The 21139-nt window shown below is 48.4% G+C and carries 19 protein-coding genes and 1 riboswitch; of the genes, 13 read left to right on the forward strand and 6 right to left on the reverse strand.

Annotated features, from left to right (window positions below; all coding sequences use genetic code 11):
- Positions 1–6: 6 nt before the first annotated feature.
- The 3 genes from trpS to ACFQZR_RS26590 all read right to left on the reverse strand — a co-directional run bounded on the left by trpS (position 7) and on the right by ACFQZR_RS26590 (position 3072).
- A complete protein-coding gene (gene trpS, locus ACFQZR_RS26580; RefSeq protein WP_379351366.1) occupies positions 7–999 on the reverse strand; it encodes a tryptophan--tRNA ligase in 993 nt (330 codons plus the stop codon).
- Between the two features lie 494 nt (positions 1000–1493).
- Complete coding sequence (locus tag ACFQZR_RS26585; RefSeq protein ID WP_379351467.1) at positions 1494–2792, reverse strand: MFS transporter; 1299 nt, start codon at positions 2790–2792, stop codon at positions 1494–1496.
- 82 nt (positions 2793–2874) lie between these two features.
- Positions 2875–3072, reverse strand: a complete 198-nt coding sequence (locus ACFQZR_RS26590; protein ID WP_379351367.1) for a hypothetical protein — start codon at positions 3070–3072, stop codon at positions 2875–2877.
- A gap of 208 nt (positions 3073–3280) precedes the next feature.
- On the opposite strand from ACFQZR_RS26590, the gene ACFQZR_RS26595 reads away from it, so the two are divergent.
- The 3 genes from ACFQZR_RS26595 to ACFQZR_RS26605 are packed head-to-tail and all read left to right on the forward strand — an operon-like array spanning position 3281 to position 5245.
- Entirely contained in the window at positions 3281–4243 is a 963-nt protein-coding gene (locus ACFQZR_RS26595; RefSeq protein WP_379351368.1) for an ROK family protein, read from the forward strand.
- A gap of 12 nt (positions 4244–4255) precedes the next feature.
- Positions 4256–4582, forward strand: coding sequence for a YnfA family protein (locus ACFQZR_RS26600; RefSeq protein WP_379351369.1), 327 nt, complete (start codon positions 4256–4258; stop codon positions 4580–4582).
- Positions 4583–4606: 24 nt separating this feature from the next.
- The gene (locus ACFQZR_RS26605; RefSeq protein WP_379351370.1) at positions 4607–5245 is read left to right on the forward strand and encodes a bifunctional 4-hydroxy-2-oxoglutarate aldolase/2-dehydro-3-deoxy-phosphogluconate aldolase; all 639 of its coding nucleotides are present in this window, start codon (positions 4607–4609) and stop codon (positions 5243–5245) included.
- Positions 5246–5297: 52 nt separating this feature from the next.
- Here the strand turns inward: ACFQZR_RS26605 and ACFQZR_RS26610 are convergent, their stop codons facing one another.
- Complete coding sequence (locus ACFQZR_RS26610; RefSeq protein WP_379351371.1) at positions 5298–5747, reverse strand: hypothetical protein; 450 nt, start codon at positions 5745–5747, stop codon at positions 5298–5300.
- A 205-nt stretch (positions 5748–5952) separates the two neighbouring features.
- Between ACFQZR_RS26610 and ACFQZR_RS26615 the strand changes: the two genes are divergently transcribed.
- From ACFQZR_RS26615 to ACFQZR_RS26640, 6 genes are all read left to right on the forward strand, one after another.
- Positions 5953–6882 carry an alpha/beta hydrolase gene (locus ACFQZR_RS26615; protein WP_379351372.1) on the forward strand — a complete coding sequence of 310 codons (930 nt, stop codon included), beginning with the start codon at positions 5953–5955 and terminating at the stop codon, positions 6880–6882.
- Between the two features lie 95 nt (positions 6883–6977).
- Positions 6978–9329: an S-layer homology domain-containing protein gene (locus ACFQZR_RS26620; RefSeq protein WP_379351373.1), complete on the forward strand. Its 2352-nt coding sequence runs from the start codon at positions 6978–6980 to the stop codon at positions 9327–9329.
- A 19-nt stretch (positions 9330–9348) separates the two neighbouring features.
- Positions 9349–10461, forward strand: a complete 1113-nt coding sequence (locus ACFQZR_RS26625; RefSeq protein WP_379351374.1) for a transglutaminase domain-containing protein — start codon at positions 9349–9351, stop codon at positions 10459–10461.
- A 14-nt stretch (positions 10462–10475) separates the two neighbouring features.
- Positions 10476–11747: an MFS transporter gene (locus ACFQZR_RS26630; protein ID WP_379351375.1), complete on the forward strand. Its 1272-nt coding sequence runs from the start codon at positions 10476–10478 to the stop codon at positions 11745–11747.
- 110 nt (positions 11748–11857) lie between these two features.
- A complete protein-coding gene (locus ACFQZR_RS26635) occupies positions 11858–13282 on the forward strand; it encodes an amino acid permease (protein WP_018757527.1) in 1425 nt (474 codons plus the stop codon).
- 116 nt (positions 13283–13398) lie between these two features.
- Positions 13399–14151, forward strand: a complete 753-nt coding sequence (locus ACFQZR_RS26640; protein WP_379351376.1) for a class I SAM-dependent methyltransferase — start codon at positions 13399–13401, stop codon at positions 14149–14151.
- Between the two features lie 43 nt (positions 14152–14194).
- Here the strand turns inward: ACFQZR_RS26640 and ACFQZR_RS26645 are convergent, their stop codons facing one another.
- Positions 14195–15316 (reverse strand): ArsR family transcriptional regulator, encoded by a 1122-nt coding sequence (locus ACFQZR_RS26645; RefSeq protein WP_379351377.1) that lies wholly within the window; start codon positions 15314–15316, stop codon positions 14195–14197.
- 176 nt (positions 15317–15492) lie between these two features.
- On the opposite strand from ACFQZR_RS26645, the gene ACFQZR_RS26650 reads away from it, so the two are divergent.
- Together ACFQZR_RS26650 and ACFQZR_RS26655 are read left to right on the forward strand one after the other, a co-directional pair.
- Positions 15493–15858, forward strand: coding sequence for a DUF4180 domain-containing protein (locus ACFQZR_RS26650; protein WP_379351378.1), 366 nt, complete (start codon positions 15493–15495; stop codon positions 15856–15858).
- Positions 15859–15910: 52 nt separating this feature from the next.
- Positions 15911–17389 carry an arylsulfatase gene (locus tag ACFQZR_RS26655; protein WP_379351379.1) on the forward strand — a complete coding sequence of 493 codons (1479 nt, stop codon included), beginning with the start codon at positions 15911–15913 and terminating at the stop codon, positions 17387–17389.
- A gap of 327 nt (positions 17390–17716) precedes the next feature.
- Here ACFQZR_RS26655 and ACFQZR_RS26660 read toward each other — a convergent pair whose 3' ends face one another.
- Positions 17717–19177 carry an amino acid permease gene (locus ACFQZR_RS26660; RefSeq protein ID WP_379351380.1) on the reverse strand — a complete coding sequence of 487 codons (1461 nt, stop codon included), beginning with the start codon at positions 19175–19177 and terminating at the stop codon, positions 17717–17719.
- Between the two features lie 119 nt (positions 19178–19296).
- Positions 19297–19485, reverse strand: a riboswitch (Lysine riboswitch).
- A gap of 279 nt (positions 19486–19764) precedes the next feature.
- Here ACFQZR_RS26660 and ACFQZR_RS26665 point away from each other — a divergent pair.
- A complete protein-coding gene (locus ACFQZR_RS26665) occupies positions 19765–20334 on the forward strand; it encodes an RNA polymerase sigma factor (RefSeq protein WP_379351381.1) in 570 nt (189 codons plus the stop codon).
- Complete coding sequence (locus tag ACFQZR_RS26670; RefSeq protein WP_379351382.1) at positions 20335–21045, forward strand: anti-sigma factor; 711 nt, start codon at positions 20335–20337, stop codon at positions 21043–21045.
- The last annotated feature ends 94 nt before the right edge of the window (positions 21046–21139 follow it).

A 21139-nucleotide genomic window follows, 5' to 3' on the forward strand; every position in this document is an offset into this window, starting at 1 on the left:
ATCTATTTACTTAAAATATTGAATCCCCATCACTTCACGTACTTCCTCCATCGTATGGCGCGCGATACCGCGAGCACGTTCGGTTCCATGCTGGAGCATCTCATCAACGAATCCGCGTTTGGTTTCATAGGCAGCTCGACGCTCCCGCATAGGTCCAAGCAGATCTTGGAGGGTTTTCGTGATGCGATGCTTGCACTCCGTACAGCCGATGGTGCCTTGCTCGCATGCAGCATGAATTTCGGCTGCTTCATCCGCTCGAAAAGCTTGATGGTAATGGTAGATCGGACAGCGTTCCGGGTGCCCCGGGTCGTTCTTATGAATCCGTGCAGGGTCGGTCACGGCTTTCCGCACTTTGAGTGCAATCTCTTCGCTACTCGCGCTTAAGGCGATAGCATTCCCGAGACTTTTGCTCATCTTCGCATTGCCGTCAAGCCCGATGAGTCGAGGGAACTTGCTCAGCAAGGCCTGAGGCTCAGGGAACACAGGTCCGTAGAGCTCGTTGAACCGCCGCACAATGTAACGTGAACTTTCTAAATGCGGAAGTTGGTCCTCGCCGACGGGGATGATCGTTGCTTTACAGAACGTAATATCGGCTGTTTGACTAATCGGATATCCCAGAAAGCCGTAATAGAGCTCATCAAATGAGCCGCCTCTGGATTCCGCTTTGATCGTTGGATTGTGACGCAGATGATTCACCTTCACGAACATCGAGAAGAATACGGTCAGTTCAGCAATTTCCGGAATCATGGACTGAATGAAAATATTCGCGTGCTCCGGATCGATTCCCACCGCCAAATAATCGAGTGCAACTTCGCGTACATGCTCCCGAATCAACTCGGGGCGGTCAAAATGAGTTGTTAGAGCTTGCACATCGGCTAACATGATGAATGTATCATATTGATGCTGCAGCTGTACACGGTTCTGTAAGCTTCCGGCGTAATGGCCAAGGTGAAGTCGGCCTGTTGTGCGATCTCCTGTTAATACGCGTTCTTGTGTCATATAAGCTCCTCCTTAGGAACACGGCAGCACGCAGCTGGTGTCCTTTTTCATTGTGATAACATATGCAACGAACGAACCACGCCCACCACCAACCATCTTCCATGACCATCACCTCCCTCAACATGTCAAATTGAACAAAAAAAGCTTTCGCCTATAGAAAGGACGAAAGCTTCGTGGTACCACCTTTATGAATCGTCACACGCCCAGGAAAGGGGAGGACAGATCCGCTCTAACGATACGGAATCGCTGATGCATTGCCGAACACCGGCACAGCTCATCGATATCGCTCCCTTGATAACGGCGGGAAACCCGGTACTCCCTACTCTCGTAGATACGGTTCGGGAGACAACTCCAAAGGCCATTCAAAGTACGCTGGACACCGGTTCACAGCTCCCACCGGCTCTCTGCAAGTCCTCATTCGCGTTTTTACTTACCCTTTTTCAACGTCGTTCAGTAAGTTATTTCCATTTCCTGTATCATACGCGTACGTACGGCTAGACGTCAAGCGCCGATTCACGAATACGCACGGACTCTCCTTGTTTCTGTCTGAACCAGAATCCTAGCGCAGCGAACACGATGAAGATACCGCCAAGAAGCCAGAATAGCGATGAAATGGAAATATGCTGCATGCCGATCCCAGCCAAGTTCGGTGCAAGAATGCTGCCGATACTGAAGATGAAGCTGGCAACGACATTGGCCGAAGGCAGATAAGCTTTGGGTAGAATATCTGCGGCGAAGGCAAGTCCTAGCGAGAAGAAGGAACCTAACATGCCGCCAGCGATCATGAATAGGATCAGAATGGCCGTCGGATTCGCTCCATAGAGCGGAATGAGTAAGAAGGCAATCCCACCGAGGAAGCCAGCGCCCATGAGCACTTTTTTTCGTCCAATCCGGTCACTTAGCACGCCAAGCGGCAATTGCAGGATAAGTCCTCCGATGCCGAAGAACGGCAGAAGGAAGGAAATCCAGTTCTGTTCCAGTCCAATCCGAAGCGCATAAATCGGGAAGCTGCTGTTCATCGATGCTTCGGTGTAGCCATATAGGAAAGCCGGTAAGAGTGCGAACCATGCCCATTGGAAAGACCGTGTATAGCGGCGTTCCAGCACAGGCGCATCTTTTTTGGTACCCATGACCTGATAGTCAGGCAGAATGAACACAATAAGGAGCAGCACAATGGTACATAGCACGCCGATCGCTGCGAAAGGCACCCAATCGCCGAACACAAGCAAATTCATGCCGAGCGGCCCAATGCTGAACCCGATCCCGTAACTCATGCCATAGAAGGAGAGGTTGCGTCCCCGATTCTGTTCATTACTCGATGTAAGCACCCAGAGTTGGGATGCGTAATGCAGCGCACTGTCACCGACACCGACTAAGAAACGCAGCGCGAACCAGATCCAAATGCTATTAAACATCGGAAACAGTACGAGAGCAATGATGACGAGCATCAATGAGAGTGAAATGAGTTTTTTGAACCCGAAATAGGCTAATAATTTCTCCACGAAAAAGAGAGTTGAGAAGATACCGATATAGAGCATCGCCGCATTCAATCCGTTCAAGTCGGATGAGACGCCCATATGCTCGAGCAGAACCGTTAGCAGCGGCAGCAGAAGTCCCTGGCTCGCGCCCGTCACAATAATAACCGTAATCATAATAAAATAATGCAATCTCGAGGTTTGCATTGATGTGGAATCATTGTTCATGATGTATCCTCCTCTAGATGTAAACAGCACAACCGTTCTATTATAGTGAAATTGATGGAAAATCTCAACCGCAAGTGAGAGGTACAAAATAGAAATCCCACCAGCGCGCCGCAAAATGCTAAGCACGAGGGTGGGATAAAGTCATCTGAAAATATGTAGTTGATCGATGAAATCAGAAAAACAATTTAATGACGACGAGGAAAATAATATAGCCGGCAATGGATCCCCCGATATAGGATAGTCCAGCACGCTTTCTCTCCTGAAAGAGCCGCAATACCCCAAGGCTAAGCAGTGGGCAAATTACCATCAAGAAGACGGCAATCGTAATGAATAGCGATGCATCAATTTGACTAATATCAACAATGGTCACTAGAATAACCCCCGTAAATGAATTCGATAACGAGATCGTGTGACGAGTATCACAATAGTATTATATAGAATGCTGCCGACATTTACCTTAATAATCCTTTTCCAAATGGGGCGAAATTAAGAATTTTCCGAATCCACGGGAACCGATATGATATAATAATCGATAGATTATATGAATCTATTTCCTTTAGAGAGCAGGAGGAGAAGTTGTGAGTTATTTGGTTGGGATTGATGTTGGAGGAACGAATATTGTATGCGGTCTGGTCGATATGGAATACAACTTGTTGCAAACGCTTAAGCGGCCGACCGAACGGCATCTAGGCAGCGACCACGTGCTGAACAAAATGGTATCGATGATCGACGAATTGCTAGATCATGCGAAAGTGGATCGTAGCGAATTAAAGGCAGTTGGCGCAGGGATCCCTGGATTTATTGATCCGAAGAGAGGGTATGTCACGTTCAACTCGAATTTGCAGTGGAGAGACCTTCCATTCGCAGATTTATTGAGTGAGAAAATTGGCGTACCTGTATTTATAGATAATGATGTACGGATGTACATTTTTGGTGAAGCGATGAAAGGTGCCGGTAAAGGCGCGAATGTCGTACATGGCGTTACGATTGGAACGGGCCTTGCGGCAGCGACTGTATCGAACGGTGAGCTGTTCTATGGAAGCGGGTATATGGCAGGAGAGCTTGGACACGTCACGATTGATGGCGAGAAGACGCCATGCGGTTGTGGACTAACGGGCTGCTTGGAGACGGTTGTGTCTGCTACAGGGATTGCGCGTCAAGCAACCGAAGCGCTAGCTGCGGGACGTGAGAGCTCGCTACGTGAAGTCTATGACAAGGGTGAGCTTACGGCGGCGGAAGTGTCGAAGGCCTACGATGCTGGAGATGCATTGGCCATTGAAATTATGAACTATACCGGTAAGGTGCTTGGAAAAGGCCTTGCTTATTCTATCAGCTTGTTCAGCCCTGATGTCGTTGTGATTGGCGGGGGCGGCGCGATGGCAGGAGAACGTCTGCTCAAACCTATGCGCGAAGAATTGCATCGTTCAGTCTACAAAGGGTATCTGGAGCGCCTCAGTATTCGTGTCGGAGAGCTTATCGATAACGGCGGCGTTATTGGAAGTGCTGCATTCGCGAATAGCAGCGTGTCCAAGCAAGCATAGCAACGAATTCCAATGATGATTGCTATTATTTTGTTCATTATCGCAGGACTCGCCGAGATTGGCGGCGGCTACTTGGTCTGGTTATGGCTGCGTGAGGCCAAACCGATGTGGTATGGCCTCCTTGGGTCGGCGATTCTTATCGCCTACGGTGTGATACCGACGCTGCAGAAATTCCCCTCCTTTGGCCGGGTTTATGCAGCATACGGCGGGGTGTTCATTATTCTTGCTGTCTTATGGGGATGGCTCGTGGACCGGAAAACACCAGACGTATATGACTGGATTGGCGCAGGCATTTGTATTGTCGGGGTGTCCATTATGTTATGGGCCCCGCGATCTTAGGGACGATTTGGTAGGAGAGGACGAGTGGAGTTGGATTTAACGACGCAATTATTACAGCATCGCATCGTCGCGATTTTCCGCGGCATTGCAGACCATCAGGCGGATGCAGCCGCAGGGGCGCTTGTCGATGGCGGCGTTGCTTTTATGGAAGTAACCATGAATACGGCTGGAGCGCTGCCGATTATTGCGAGATGGCGCGATTCGTTCGTCGGACAAGCATATATTGGAGCCGGTACCGTTTTAAATGTAGCGATGGCGAAGGAAGCCATTGCTGCAGGAGCACAGTTCTTGATCTCACCGAATCTAGATGAGCAGGTGATCGCCTACGGCGCAGAACGTGGCGTGGATGTCTGGCCCGGCGTCATGACCCCGACCGAGATCGTTCGTGCTTGGAACGCTGGGGCGAAGCTGGTGAAGCTGTTCCCGATGGCATCGCTCGGACTGTCCTATCTGCGTGAGATTCGTGCACCGCTTGATCATATTCCGATCATGGCAACGGGCGGCGTCGATCTGAGCAACATTGCAGAGACATTCGCGGCCGGTGCTGCTGCAGTTGGTCTCGGTACGAAGCTGGTTCGACCGGATCTGATCGCAAGCGGAGACTTCGAGCAGATGACAGCGAATGCGCGGGCGTATGTGAATGCGGCTAATACGACCCATTGAATAGACAGGCAGTGTGGAGACTTCCATGTCCGTGGGGATATGGAAGTCTTTTTTAGGATGGTTGCGTGGCACGCCCCGCTCCGCCCGCCGAAATAACTGCAAATGTGCAGTTATTTCGCTCGTAAAGACACATACCACCCAAAACAGCAAAAGTGCAGTTATTTCGCTCGTAGAGACACATCCCGCCCCAAATAACTGCAAATGTGCAGCTATTTCGCTCGGATTTGGCTCTACCTACCCAAATAACTGCAGCAGTTAATTCGCTTGCATTGGCTCTGCCTACCCGAAATAACTGTAATAATGCAGCTATTTCGCTCGTAAAGACACATACCGCCCCAAATAACTGCAAAAGTGCAGTTATTTCGCTCGTAAAGACACATACCGCCCCAAATAACTGCAAAAGTGCAGTTATTTCGCTCGTAGAGGCACTCCCTGCCCCCAATAACTGCAAAAGTGCAGTTATTTCGCTCGCATTGGCTCTACCTACCCAAAATAACTGCATAACCGCAGTTATTTCCTCTCGTAGTGGCGCAACCCGCCCATAATAACTGCAAAATTTTCCCGCATGAAACTGCATCACGCAAGACTTGGAATACGCAGGTGACACTGGGCAGTTTTCACACCGGTTTTCATCACTTTTTTCTGCAAAACGGGGAACACTAGAGGTACTTTTAATTGGCATGAAAGTGCTGTCGGAGGTGCTTTGAATGCAGGGAATAATGATCTTACAGGTAGCAATTCTTGTGGTGGCGCTCATACTTGTACTGGTGTGGTTGCTCGGGGTAAGAACGCAGACGCCGCTTCGGCGTGTGAATGATGCATTACCGAAGCAGCATTATGAAGAGGTAAAGTTCCGTAGCAGCGACAAACAGTGCTGCGGATGGTTCATCCCGAGTCGTGATGTCACGTCACAGGCGCATATGACGGCACCGACGATCATTGTTGTCCATGGCTGGGGTTCGAATCGCGCATATTCCCTACGGTATGTCGATCCCTTATATGATGCCGGGTTTTCCGTCTTCTTGTTCGATGTTCGTTGTCATGGCGACAGCGAAGAGATACCAGCCTCCTCCTCCTATACATTTCGTGATGATCTTCTGGCAGCCGTTGAATACGTGCGTTCTAGGTCTGATGTTCAGCAGGATGCGGTCGGCGTTGTTGGTCATTCTCTCGGTGGGTTGGGCGCAATTCTAGCCCTAGATCTCGGTCTTTCCGTTCAAGCGGTTATCACCGATTCGATGCCTATACGACTTCGTACCGTGCTTCAATCGGAATGCAGCCGCATTCATGTCCCCATGTTTCCACTCGCTTATATGGTGATGTTCATCTGGCTGCTTCGTGCCCGGATCACACCACAGCTGTTCAAGAAAATGAACGTCATCCATGTCCTCAATCGGAATGCGCAGGGCGCGAAGATTCCTGTCTTCTTCATCCATTCACGGCATGATGGGTTTATCCCACATTCAGAATTACAATACATTATTGATCATGTCAGCACGAAGGTCGAGCATTTATTCATTGATATTGAAGGTCACAGCTGTTCGGAGAAAGATCATCAATTCTGGGGGCATGTTATTCCATTTTTTCGACAGCATTTCCCTACGGCTTCGGAGCACGGAATGGCTCAGAGGTCCTAATTTCTGGGATATAACGAAATTATAGGAACTTTTCTCCTCTTCAACCGTTTAACATGATATGTAAGGAAATATCTGGTATGCGATTAGGAGGAGCGATGACATTGAAGCAAAAGAAAAATCGCCAAGCGGTGCTGATTAGAAAAGCAGCTATTGCTACAACGCTTAGTGTATGTCTAATGCAACAAGTTGCAGCGGCTGAAAGTTACGGCGTAAATGAAAAGACGGTAAAAACAGACACTATTTCGGTTTCGGCAAGTAGTAGCACCCAGGCCACAACGGACAAATCAGTGAAGAAAAACCCTGTCATTACCAAAGATCAGGCTGTAGCAAAGATCAGAGAATTTTTCCCGCAATTTAAAGATGCTGAGGTACAGTCCGTTACGTTAGGGAATCCGAATGTCTATCCGCCTCGCGATGAAATGGTCTGGACCATTCAATGGGAATATCAAGTAGGGAATAACGGTTACGGGTTCGACAGTCGTGTCGATGCACTGACCGGTGAAATTTTGCAGGTGAATTTCTCTCCATGGACGGATCTAAGCAGAGACAAAGTGAAATATCCGCCGACCTACACGAGAGAACAAGCGGAAGAACTCGTGAAGAAGCTAGTTGGGCGTGTAGCACCAAACGTAGATATGCAGAAGCTGAAAGGGCAAGATTCAACATATTATGATTATGGCACAAGCCTGTTCGGACCTGCACGGTATTCTTTTTCATATAACATCCCTGTAAATGGGCTGCCTTCGGAAGAAGCGATCTACGTGTCCATCGATGGGGAAGGCAACATCTTTGGTTATACTCGGTCCAAATCGGAACTGAGCTATCCATCGGCGACTCCATCCATTACGGCAGAGAAAGCGAAATCGTTGTATGCAGAGAATTTGAAAATGGAGCTCGTCTATATGCCTGTGGGTGAGCCTTATGGACCATCGAAGGAAATGATGCTCGCCTATCAACCGACGAATATCCAATATGGTATTCTGGATGCGAAGAGTGGCAAATTCGTCGATGTGACAACCGGCAAAGAAGCGAATATGAAGCCAAATACATATCAAAGTATTACACCAACAGCCAAGCTGTTTGCAGCGTATCAAGGTAGCGAGTTGACTGATGAGCAGGCAAAAGAGATTGCGTTGAACGTGATGAAGCCGCCTGCCGCTAATACGCGTACGAATCAGCATATCCAGAATGATTGGTATGACCCGAAGGTGAAAATGTGGTACTTGTCGTGGGATAACCCTGCGGGGTCGGGGCCAAATGGGGGGTACGATAATCAATTTGTCGCACGCATCCATGCAGCGACGGGTCAAATTCTATCGATTGGAAATCCATATCGGCCGTACCGTAATGAGAACATGACCGAGAAGAAGAATCCGGAGATCAGCCTATCGGACGCAGAGAAAAAAGCCAACTACTGGATCAATCTTCTCTATCCAGAAGCAGCGACAAATTTGAAACTGAGCACCCCATCCAAAGAGCAGAATGTGCAGGATAATGGCGGGTTTCACTTCGAGTACCAGCAATTTGTGGGTGGTATTCCAGTGAGCTTTAATAGCGTCCGAATGGAGCTAGGCAGCCGTGGGGAGCTTGTGAACTATGAGACGTCGATCCAACCGTTGAACCTAGAAAGCGTGAAAGGTCTTAAGCCATCCATGACTGCTGAAGAAGCGCGTTCTACGTATTTAGATCATCTGGGGATGGAACTTCGTTATTCACGTGTTGGACCTTATGACAGCAATGCAAACCCAAATATCAAATCAGAGCAAAGACTTGTCTATAGCCCCAAATTCAACCCAGAGAATGAGACTGTACTAAACGCTATAACAGGTAAATTCGAAGCAGGCTGGTATAACGCAAGGAACAACCAGGATGCGTTGAATGCTAAAGATATCCAAGGCACGACTTCGGAGGCTGCTTTCAAAAAATTGCTTCAGGCTGGCGTGTTGAAATCGGATGTCGATGGGTTGGTGAAACCGAATGATAAGATCAAGTTCGGCGATTGGATACAATGGATCAGCAATTCGGTGCAGCCTTATGCGTCTAACCGTGATGATAAGCCGCTTTTCAAGGATATAACATCCGACAGCACTTATTATTCTGCTGTATCCTTCTTCATCTCCAAGGGTTGGTTGAAGGGAAATCCATCCGAATTTCTGAGACCTGAGACCGAATTAACCCGTGAACAACTTGCCGAATCGGTCTCTCGTATACTACAATACGAGCAACTAGCGAAATTCTTATCCAAAGATTTGGAAGTGACGCAGTTGCAGGATGCCGCTGAGGTGCAGAACAAAGGTGTCGTTGCCCTTATGCTGAAATTAGGCATTATGAGCACGGACGGAGGCAAGTTCTATCCGAAATCTACGGTCACACGTGCAGAAGCAGCGGAGACCATTATGAAGCTGGTTGAAATTCAGGGACGAATTGATTCTGAAATTCAACGATAGTTCACAAGGGGGTTGAGTTGTGCCTCGATTCGCAAAGCATATTTTCAAAATTTTGTTCGCAAGTACGCTGAGTTTTGCGCTGATTGAAGTAATCAATAATCCTGTCACGGCGGCGGTGGATACGCCCACGGTGAATTCCATGGAAGGACTTACGAAGGAAATCTATCAGTCGATGCTGAACCGCGATACGGTCATGACTTACTCTATTAATGGCAGTGTATCCAAGTCCAAGATCGAGAAGGCATTGCAGGACGCAATTGCAATGGATCCTTACGTTCAGTTTATGGTCCGTCAATATTCCTATCAATACAAAAGCTCGCTGCTATCCTCGAGCATTACGATTTATATGGAGTACCGTGAGGACGCGGATCAGACGGCGTATGTGACAAGTACGGTGAAGCGCGTACTACCTACAATCATTAACAAGAATATGAACGCGCATGAGAAAGTAAAAGCCATTCATGACTGGGTCGTCTTGAATTTGGCTTATGACACATCCCTGAAGAATGATACTGCGTATTTGGGATTGAAAGAAGGCAAGACGGTCTGTCAAGGTTATGCCTTATTGACATACCGCATGTTGAAGGAAGCGGGAATTACGAATCGGATTGCCGAAGGAAAGGCCGGGGGGCAGCTGCATGCATGGAATGTCGTGAACCTCGATGGTAAGTGGTATCACCTGGATACGACTTGGGATGACCCTGTTCCGGACCAGAAGGGCAAAGTTAGCTATAATTATTATTTGCGTACAGATAAGCAGCTCAGAGCGGATCATCAGTGGACGAAGGTATATCCTGCAGCAGCTGAGTCTTATGACATGACGCTAGAACGGCTGAAGAAGGATGATCAGAGCCGCACTGCATTCTATACCAAGCTGGAGACTGACCTGAATTATATTTACTTGAATCCGGAGAACATTGTCTCTTCCGTGTCGGCACTATCTGCGAAGATTGAGAAGGCTGTGCGTGCAGGGAATTCATCGGTAAAAATACGCTACACACGCAAGGCAACACTGTCTGATGACCTCAGTAAAGCGCTGCAAGATATAAGCGGATTCGAAGGGTCCATTCGATACAGCTACCGTGATTTTGAGAATACGGGTGATATTTTGCTCGAAATAACTCTGAAATAAAAGGAATAGATTCCGTGATTAATCGTTCAGTCAGAAATTTAGTATTCGGTCAGACGTTGTCCAATCTCGCTGATGTAATGGCGACCATTACGATCGTTACGCTCATGTATCATATTAGTAATTCGGTAACGTATACTGCACTTGTTCCACTAGTAAGAATGATCAGTCAGAGTATTAGCGGGCTCATCTCGCCGCTCTTACTAGATCGTTATCCATTAACGTTTTTATTAAAAAGCTCTCAATTTTTGCAGTTCATTTTGTTCTGTATCATTGGCTGGTATGCGTGGCAGTCGCTTAGTCCGGAGACGCTCTGGGTAATGCTCCTCCTCATTATGGTGTGGGCATTCCTTGACGGTTGGACCTCGCCAGCTACCAGTGCCCTCATTCCGAGGTTGCTCGACAATTCCGAGCATGTCATGAAGGCGAATGGCGTGTTCGGGACAGCCAATCAAATCGTTCAGCTCGCAGGCTGGGCCGGTGGTGCCATCGTGTTCAATTGGCTCGGCGGAACGTACACCCTCCTTAGCATCGCGGTGATGTATTTCCTCGCGTTCTTGATGACCTCGATGGTGCATGAACCGAAGCGGAAGAGCGAGAAGAAGTCAGCATCGGATGTTGAATCAAAGGAGGCGCCTAAAGCAGGCGCTTGGCAGCGTCTTCGCGAAGGCTGGTTGATTATCTGGTCACGTCCTGCACTTCGGTCGCTAGCCATCATGGATTTCTTAGAAGGATTAGCTGGTTCGGTCTGGGCAGGTGCATTCTTGTTAGCTTACGTGAAGACTGTGCTTCACCGCGATGAGACGTGGTGGGGGTATATCAATGTCTCCTACTTTATCGGTGCGATTATTGGCGGTCTGTGTATTGTTGCGATCAGTTCATGGTTGAACCGCAACCGCTTTGGTGCCATGATGATCGGAATGATCGGCTACGGTGTGTTGACCCTGATTTTTGGATATATGACGAGCGCTTGGATTGCTCTAGCACTCGCATTATTTATGGGTCCTCTTGTTGAAATGCGTACGGTAGCGGTTACGACGATCAGACAGCTTAGCGTGGAAGAAGAGCTGCTGCCGAAGGTGCTCGCAGCGATGTCTACGCTCAACACGTTTATTTTCGGCATATCGGTGGTAGTGCTTGGGGTTCTCTCGGATCTGTTCGGCATTGCAGCCATCTACGTCATTTGTGGGTTATTAAGTTTAGTGGCAACGGGTATTGGTTACTTGTATCGTCAATCGTTCAAGGAGCTGCAGCCTCAGCAAGCCGCTCCAATGAATCGGTCCTTATAGGGCCGATTTTTTTGTGCCATTGTGGCTTAATTCATAGCGAATTGGAAACGATAGGGGTAGATTAATTAGGCTAAACGGTACATCTTAGAGAGGAGCAAGACGTAGAACAAATGAATAGCATCGAACAGAAAAAGCTCCGCTGGTATAACGTTGCCTTAATCGCCTTCGTGTCAGTATGGGGATTCGGGAATGTTGTTAACAACTATGCAAACCAGGGACTAACGGTTATTACATCATGGATTCTGATTATCGCGTTATATTTCGTTCCTTATGCGCTGATGGTCGGTCAAATGGGCTCTACCTTCAAGGAAGGGAAAGGCGGTGTCAGCAGCTGGATCAAAGAAACGATGGGTCCAACCGTTGCTTTTTTCGCCGCATGGACGTATTGGGTGGTTCATGTGCCTTATTTGGCCCAGAAGCCGCAAGGGATTCTGATCGCACTGGGCTGGGCATTTACAGGGACGGGCGGATTGACATCGAAATATTCTCCCATTCTCATTCAGACGGCGTGTCTTGTCGTCTTCCTGATATTCTTATGGATTGCATCTTATGGGCTTGCTTCCTTGAAGCGGATCGGCACGATCGCAGGCCTTGCAGTCTTCATTATGTCACTGCTGTACATACTGCTTGCCATTACAGCTCCAGCTTTGACGGGGGCGAAGATTGCGACGGCGAATATTACGTTCAAGACCTTTATTCCTGACTTTAACTTCGCCTATTTCACGACGATCTCCATGCTCGTCTTCGCGGTTGGCGGAGCGGAGAAAATATCCCCTTACGTCAATCAGACGCGTAATCCGGCACGAGAATTCCCGCGCGGGATGATTGCACTTGCAATTATGGTTGCGATCTGCGCCTTGCTTGGCTCCTTCGCGATGGGACTGATGTTCGACTCGAATAACATTCCAGCCGATCTGAAGATGAACGGGCAGTATTATGCCTTCCAGATCCTTGGGGGATATTACGGACTCGGCAATGGTCTCATGATTCTGTATGCGATCGCGAATACGCTCGCGCAGATTTCGGCCCTTGCATTCTCTATCGATGCACCGCTCAAAGTATTGTTAAGTGATGCGGACCGCAGGTACATCCCGGAAGGCTTAATGAAGACCAATTCCCGCGGCACACCGGTGAATGGCTATATAATGACAGGGATCTTGGTCGGGATTCTGATTATCATTCCGGCGCTCGGGATCGGCAACATGAATTCTCTCTACAATTGGCTGCTTGACCTCAATTCTATCGTCATGCCGCTTCGTTACTTATTCGTCTTCCTTGCTTTCATGGCGCTCATGAAGGCGGCGGATAAGTTCAAGTCGGAATACCAATTTGTCAAAAATAAAACATGGGGTTTCATCATCGGTCTATGGTGCTTCATCTTCACCGCATTCGCCTGTATTATGGGGATGTTCCCAAAGGTTGAAGCCTATACCAGCGAATGGTACTTCCAATTCATTATGAACATTGTAACGGCTTGTCTCTTGATTGCGTTAGGGTTGGTCCTTCCGCAGATTGCGAAGATGCGCCGGCGGTAAGAATGAAGAGGAGAAAGACGCTTCCACGTAAGGGGCGTCTTTTTTTCAGGCATGAATATATAAGTTGCCAATCACGCTTTGACCTGCAATGATGATCTGTGAAGGAGCGTGATCTTATGAATAGCAAGGAGCGGTTCTCGAACCGGGTCGATACGTATGTGTTGTACCGTCCGAGTTATCCGCAAGCAGTCATGGATTATTTGTACGGTGTCATTGGATTGAAACAGGATTGTGTTGTAGCGGACGTCGGTGCAGGGACAGGGATTTTCTCCAAGCTGCTCTTGGATCGCGGGAGTCAAGTGATTGCAGTCGAGCCGAATAAGGAGATGCGTGAAGCAGCCGAGAAGGACCTTGGCGGAGAGTCGAATTACCGTGCCGTGCCAGGGTCGGCAGAAGAGACAGGACTACTGGACCATTCTGTCGATTTTATTGTCTGTGCGCAGTCGTTCCATTGGTTCGATCGGGCGGCAGCGCGGGTAGAGTTCCAGCGTATTCTGAAGCCGAATGGAAAAATCGTTCTGATCTGGAACAATCGTCTGACGCAGGGTACGCCATTTCGGGAAGAATATGATCAGTTTCTACATACGTTCGGTACGGACTATAAGACGGTGACGCAGAAAAATATTACGCCTGATGCATTGATGCAATTTTTCGAAACAGGGGATATGCAGATCGGAAGATTCCCGAATCATCAATTATTCGATTTAGAAGGGCTAGCGGGACGAGTTTTGTCTTCCTCTTACATTCCCGTACCAGGGGATCCGAGCTACGATGCGATGATGGATGCATTGCGTGAATTATTTGTACGTAACGAACAGGGTGGTCAAGTGTCCTTCGATTATGAGACAGAAGTGTTCTGGGGATCCTAATCAGCCCAGAAGAGCAGGGTACCTCGTACCCTGCTCTTATTTGTTAGTCCTGTAGAAAATGCAGAGCCAAACCTGCATGATGGGCCGAGATTTCATCAAGCTCTTGAGCCAACCGATTGCGATCGAAGGACTTACGGAAGATGTCGCGGTCTGGCAGGAAGGTCATGCTCGTGCCTGTATCGCGCGTGAGTCCAACGGTGTGCACATTCGATTGCGGGATGCCGTGCTTATAGTCTTGACGGTAGATTTTGCCCTCCCGACGAACCTCAACCGATAGTTTCTCTGATAACGCATTGACGACGGGGATATTGATCCCTTTGTTACGGTTCGAGGCATGGATGGATGCACTGGCATTCTCATGGAGTTCCGTGAGCACGGCTTGCACGTGCGGTTTGGATGAGCCTGCGAATGCTACGACTGGAATCCCTCGGCCATTATCTACGACCGTCACACTGCCATCCTCGTGCAAAATAATGCTAACCTCTGAACAATAACCGGCTTGGTGTTCCAGCAAGGTGTTCTCAATGACGGATCTTAAGAGTAAATGCGGATCATAGACGTCCTGCGAGCTGCCCAGATACCCGCTTGCATCTTCTCGCACATGAGCAAGTTCCATGTAATCGCTCGTATCGAGCAGTTCGGCCGATGAAGCGAACAGAAGGAGCAGTGGGAGAGCACGTCGTTCAGGCAAAGTATATTTGCCGCCGCGTTCCTCCTGGACTAGGAGATCTGCGCCGAGCAAAGCTTTAATATGGTGATAGAGTTGACCGGTCGTACCCATATTCAAGCGTTCTACAATCTCAGCCCCTGTTAGGGGTTCCTGCATGACGGCGCGCAAAATATCTAAGCGCTGACGGTGTCCAAGTACGGATAGTACCTTGGCAACTTTGTCGCCATCCAGATCAAGCAGCTGGCTAATGCGGCGTTCTTGTGGTTCCCATCGATATTGGGAGAAGGCCCCCTGATATTGCCCGGAAAAATAGACACCGCCATGGTCGATTGATTCTTGCGGCACTTCCGTCTGGATAGGATGGGCAGCAACGCGGTTTAATGCGGGGTTAGCAGTAGGCGTAGGGTTTGACACGGTTAGTTGTCTCACAAGTGCATGAAGTTCGGTCATCTGTACCTTTAGTGCATCTAATTCTGCTTCAACATTCCGTTTCAACAGGATCACCTCGTTATTTTATTTAAATACGTAATTACGTAATTGCATAATATCATAACAACGACAAATTGTAAATATCGACCAAAATGGTCGTGCCGTGTTATCTACTGATTGAATCAAATTCGTGGTAAAATCAGGTAAAGTACAGCGTTATGAATGGAGAAAGGAGTAAGGCTATGCATATTCGTGTTGATCAACAAGGAAATTCTAAGGTGGCTATTGTAGAGAATGATGGGCTGCTAATCCAGGATGTACAAGATGCTTTGGATTTGATGGCCACGGTGAGGTATCAAGAGGAGTGCGATAAGATCATCCTTCACAAATCCAATATTACGGAAAGCTTCTTCGATTTAAGTACGAAGCTGGCAGGTGAGATTCTACAGAAATATATGAATTACCAGCTCAAAATCGCGGTTGTAGGGGATTATAGCGGATATACCAGTAAAAGCCTGAGAGATTTCATCTACGAGTGCAATCAAGGCAGTCATGTGTTTTTCTTGGCGGAAGAGCAGTCGGCGCTGGAGGCACTTCATCGTTCCTAAGGCTGGAAGCGCAAATCGTATAATGATTCTAACATGAGGCGGAGGTAGAGGAATGAAACCGAATATTTTATTGATTACCGTGGACCAGATGCGAGCAGATTGTCTAAGTGCGGCCGGGCATCCGGTTGTACGCACACCGAATCTGGATGGACTCGCAGAAAGCGGCGTAATGTTTCGCAATGCGTATACGGCAACACCAAGCTGTGTACCGGCGAGGGCGGCGATTATGACGGGGATGAGCCAGCAGTCGCATGGTAGGGTCGGCTACGAAGATCGGGTGCCTTGGCAATATGAGCATATGCTAGCGGGTGAACTGGCGAATGCGGGCTATCATACCCAATGTGTTGGCAAAATGCATGTGTATCCAACGCGCAATCTCTGTGGATTCCATAATGTCGTGCTGCACGATGGCTATATGCACTATAATCGTGATCGCAAGGTTCAATCCGCGGCAGGACATTTCGATGAATGCGATGATTACTTGCAATGGCTGCGTGATCAAGCTGGTTCGCATCATGACATCATGGATATGGCGCTCGATTGTAATGCCTCGACGGTTACTTTACCTTGGCATTTGCCAGAACGGCTGCACCCGACGAATTGGGCAGTGTCCCAATCGATAGATTTCCTGCGCCGCCGCGATCCGTCCAAGCCGTTCTTCCTCTGGACCTCTTTCGTCCGTCCGCATCCGCCTTTCGATCCGCCGCAGGCGTATTTGGATATGTATATCCATCAGACATTGCCAGACCCACCTGTCGGTGATTGGGTCAACGAGTTCGCAGCAGAAGCAGGCAGTGCAAGTCCAGTCACGGGATTGAAGAAGCTGCGTGCGGATGAATTGCAACGAGCAAGAGCCGGGTATTATGCCTTAATTACACATTTGGATTATCAAATTGGGCGCTTGATCAATGCTCTGAGTGAATATGGAGAACTGAATAATACGGTGATCGTGTTCACTTCGGATCATGGTGAAATGATGGGGGATCATCACTATTATCGGAAAGCGCTTGCTTATGAAGGCAGTGCCAAAGTGCCGTTCATTATTAGCGACCGGACCGGTAAGCTTGGATTCAAAGCAGGCAGCGTTGTCTCCGAAGTGATCGAGATGCGGGATATTATGCCGACGCTCCTCGATGCAGCAGGTGCAGCGATTCCGGATTGCGTCGATGGACAAAGCGTCGTACCTCTCTGTAATGATTCAGAGGAGCGCTCATGGCGAACCTACCTACATGGTGAGCATGCGTATGGCGCCCTGTCGCATCACTATATTACAGATGGGCATTGGAAATACATCTGGTATTCGCAGACAGGTAAGGAGCAGCTGTTCCATCTGGATGAAGATCCACAGGAGCTGCGAAACTTAGTGGCCGATGCTGCATACGAAGCGGAGCTTGCCTTAGGTAGATCACGTCTTATTCATGAGCTTCGCGACCGAGAAGAAGGGTATGTCGCGAATGGCGCGTTAATGGTCGGCCGAACGCCGAAGAGCTGTTTAACGCATTTGCGGGAGCAGCAAGCAGTTCACGCATAGTTATATAAGAACAGCCTCTTGAATCACGTTGAACGTGGATCGAGAGGCTGTTTATCATTTAAAGTGCGTGTTCAAAAAGTCGGCATTTCAGCACCTGAAAGTTTTCTATGAAAACTTACATCGTAAGCATATGCTAAGGTTGCGAGAACCTGAAGGGCATATGCTTCCGTAGCGAGTTTTTCTTCGAAAAACTTTTAGAGGAACGGAGTTTAGGCGAAACCTAAATGAGTACCGGACTTCAAAGGTGAACGCAAGATTCGATGTTGATTATGCTTCTCGAATGACTTCGTGATCAAATGATGACCTTTTGAACAACCTCTTAAAGGTTTATTTTGTTGGAGGATCCAACTTACATTCATGTAACGGAATGACTTTCGTCTTCTTAATGAATTTGTAGCCGAGCCAGACGATGATGAATAACGGCAGTCCAATGTAGGAGATGAGCACACCGTTCCAATCAATCGTATCGCCAAGAAAAGCTTGAAAATTCTGACCGAGAATAACGATCATACAGACGATGAACGCGAAGATCGGACCGAATGGGAACCATTTGGCGCGATACGGGAGCTCATCGAGGCTGCGGCCCTGCGCTGTGAACGCTCGGCGGAACCGATAATGGCTGATCGCAATACCGACCCAAGCTATAAACCCGGACATACCGGAGGCATTAAGCAGCCAGGTGTATACGACACCGTCACCGAAGAAGGATGCGAGGAAAGCGAGCATGCCTACGGCTGTTGTCATCAACAGTGCATTGATCGGTACACCATTGCGGTTCAGTTTGCCAAGGAATTTCGGTGCTTTGCCTTCTTTTGCGAGAACCCATAGGACACGGGTGGATGCATACATCCCTGAATTACCGGCGGATAATACCGACGTTAGAATAACGGCGTTCATCACAGCGGCTGCAAAAGCAAGTCCTGCATTCTCGAAAATAATCGTGAATGGACTAATCGCGATGTCTTCCAAACCGCCGCGCACCAAGTTTGGATTCGTATACGGAATCAACATCGCAATGACGAAGATCGCGAGAATATAGAAAATGAGAATACGCCAGAAAATTTGACGGATGGCACGAGGTACATTTTCACGAGGATTTTCGCTCTCCCCGGCAGCAACCCCGATTAGTTCTGTTCCTTGGAAAGAGAATCCGGCAGCCATGAAGACCCCGAGAATGGTCAAGAATCCGCCGTGGAACGGACCGCCATCCATAGTAAAGTTGCTGAAGCCAGGAGATTTGCCGCCCAAAATTCCGAAGATCATGAGCACACCGACAATGAGGAAGACGATGACAACAGCAATTTTGATCAAGGCGAACCAATACTCCGACTCACCGTAGCCTTTGACAGATAGTGCATTGAGTAAAAAGATAATGGCAAGGAACAGGAAACTCCAGATGAAGGAATTGGTGTCCGGGAACCAGTACTTAATAATAAGCGTCGCAGCAGAGAGCTCCGCGGCGATTGTAATCGCCCAGTTGTACCAGAAATTCCAGCCAAGCGCGAAGCCAAGCGACGGATCGACGAAACGGCTTGCGTAGGTACTGAATGAACCGGATTCCGGCATATAAGTGGCGAGCTCCCCGAGACTTGTCATCAGGAAATATACCATGATGCCAACAGCGGAATATGCGAGCAATGCACCACCAGGTCCAGCTGTAGCAATCGCACCGCCTGATGCGAGGAACAGGCCAGTACCAATGGAGCCGCCAAGCGCGATCATTGTGAGATGGCGTGCTTTGAGGGAGCGTTTGAGCTCCGGAGCGGCTTGGGATGTGGATTTAGACATAATAACACTCCTTCTTAGATGTCAGAACGATATAAGGCTTTATGCTGCTAGAATGCCAAAAAACCGCCGTAGCGATGTACGGCGGTTCAATTTCAACCCCTACGGCTCCTACGATGTACGAATAAGATAGCACAACACATGGGATGCATCCCATGTGACAGTTCTGCGCTTATTCAGCAGCAGCCCCAGCACGCAAAGGCAGAGTACCTTGACGAACTTCGGCGGTGGTTCCTTTCAGAATAGCATCATTGAGCATTTCTCTGGCTCTCCGCTTCTTACTCTTAACAACCGCGACCTCTACCTCATCCTTCGTAAGATGAGGGTTTTCTATTCAATTGCAAATTTGAGTCTTAGTATAGCTGAGAACCAACGTAGGATCAATGTTAGTTGCTTCCAATTCGTTGATTAGGGAGCCAGAACGAGGGGGACAGGGCTACGGTGTTCAATCGGGATCGATCGAACAATTGCGGCTATTGGGTAGCATTTTTCAGTAAAAATCGATGGACTAGAATTTCGAAAGAACATGGGGAAATCTGTGGTAGAATGGGTGCAAGAACAGGGACCAGAAAAGAGGGAGAGCGGATCTCGTGAAGAATAAGACAGATCTTGAACTCATGCAGCTTGTGATAATCAAGCATCGCCCGGCTTTGGAAGAGTTATATGATCGATATGTGAAGCTCGTGTACTCTTTTGCCATGAAGTCAACGAAAGATGAACAACAAGCAAGAATCATTGTGCAGTCTGTGTTTACGCGCTTGTGGACGACCCGGACGGGATATGATCCAAGTAAGGGCGAATATATCAATTGGTTGATTACGGTGACACGGAATATTACGATTGACCATATCCGTAAACAGAGGAGAGATCAGACAGCGGTTACGATGGACCCGGAGATATGGGAGGTCATGCCCGACCGAACAGAGAACACGCCGGAGCATGTCGTGTCACAGAAGCTGATCCGGGAACAAGTGAAACGATCCTATCAGTATCTATCGAAGAGCCAAGTCGAACTCATTCAATGCTTATACTGGGAAGGTTATTCGCTTCGTGAAATCGCTCAGATGCGTAACGAACCCGTAGGTACGGTTAAAAGCCGACTTCACCAAACGTTGAAAATACTAAGAAATCACTTGGTGCATGAAAAGGAGGAGACGTAAATGGAGAACCCAAACTGCCACGGAACAGATCAACTCATTGAATATATGTTCGGTGAAATAAATGAAGAAGATCGGATACGCATTGAACATCATATCGAATCTTGCCAGACTTGTCGGAAAGAATTGGAAGAGATGCGAGATGTGTGGTATGCAATCCCTTATGAGATGGAAGAAATAGAGGCACCAGCGGATTTGAAATCCGAGGTCATGGATTCTATTTTTAAGGCAGAGCAGCCTGTGATGAAGAAAAAATGGTCCATGAATACCGGATGGATCGCAGCAGCAGTTCTTATGCTTCTACTGGCTGGGGTTTCCTGGAATAATAACCACCTAAGGAATCAGCTTGGAGCGATGGAGACCAATCCGAGCCTCCCGACGCAAGTGCTGCAAATCTTTGCATTGAACGCCGCGGACTCGGGTAGAGATGCAGCTAGAGGCAGTGCGTGGCTGATGCAGCAAGGCGATGCGAAGAAGCTCGTATTTAGCGTGCAAGGGTTATCGCAGGCGGAGGGGCAGGAAGCCTATCAAGTGTGGCTCATCCACAATGGAACGCGCAGGAGTGCAGGGGTGTTTCTTGTCGACGAGCAGGGAAATGGCGTGCTTACGTATGATATGAAAGAGCAACAAGTTCCTTTTGAAGCCATTGGTATTACGCTAGAGCCCGATGCAGTCGGGGAGAAGCCTCGCGGTAAGAAGGTGCTGGGTACGTAAAAATTTTTTTGTCATCTCATCAAACCGGACTGCTCATGTGTTCGTTCCCTTTAAATAAAGGCATTCACCGTCAAGTACGGTACATTTAAGGAGG

This window comes from Paenibacillus sp. GCM10027629, assembly GCF_042676425.1.
GTDB lineage: Bacteria > Bacillota > Bacilli > Paenibacillales > Paenibacillaceae > Paenibacillus_K > Paenibacillus_K terrigena.

Coding starts and splice junctions, on each gene's coding strand:
- ACFQZR_RS26635 (WP_018757527.1), top strand. CDS start 11,858: ATGAATAGCATCGAACAGAAAAAGCTCCGCTGGTATAACGTTGCCTTA.
- ACFQZR_RS26640 (WP_379351376.1), top strand. CDS start 13,399: ATGAATAGCAAGGAGCGGTTCTCGAACCGGGTCGATACGTATGTGTTG.
- ACFQZR_RS26655 (WP_379351379.1), top strand. CDS start 15,911: ATGAAACCGAATATTTTATTGATTACCGTGGACCAGATGCGAGCAGAT.
- ACFQZR_RS26600 (WP_379351369.1), top strand. CDS start 4,256: ATGATGATTGCTATTATTTTGTTCATTATCGCAGGACTCGCCGAGATT.
- ACFQZR_RS26670 (WP_379351382.1), top strand. CDS start 20,335: ATGGAGAACCCAAACTGCCACGGAACAGATCAACTCATTGAATATATG.
- ACFQZR_RS26620 (WP_379351373.1), top strand. CDS start 6,978: ATGACATTGAAGCAAAAGAAAAATCGCCAAGCGGTGCTGATTAGAAAA.
- ACFQZR_RS26650 (WP_379351378.1), top strand. CDS start 15,493: ATGCATATTCGTGTTGATCAACAAGGAAATTCTAAGGTGGCTATTGTA.
- ACFQZR_RS26660 (WP_379351380.1), bottom strand. CDS start 19,177: ATGTCTAAATCCACATCCCAAGCCGCTCCGGAGCTCAAACGCTCCCTC.
- trpS (WP_379351366.1), bottom strand. CDS start 999: ATGACACAAGAACGCGTATTAACAGGAGATCGCACAACAGGCCGACTT.
- ACFQZR_RS26615 (WP_379351372.1), top strand. CDS start 5,953: ATGCAGGGAATAATGATCTTACAGGTAGCAATTCTTGTGGTGGCGCTC.
- ACFQZR_RS26610 (WP_379351371.1), bottom strand. CDS start 5,747: ATGCAGTTATTTTGGGTAGGTAGAGCCAATGCGAGCGAAATAACTGCA.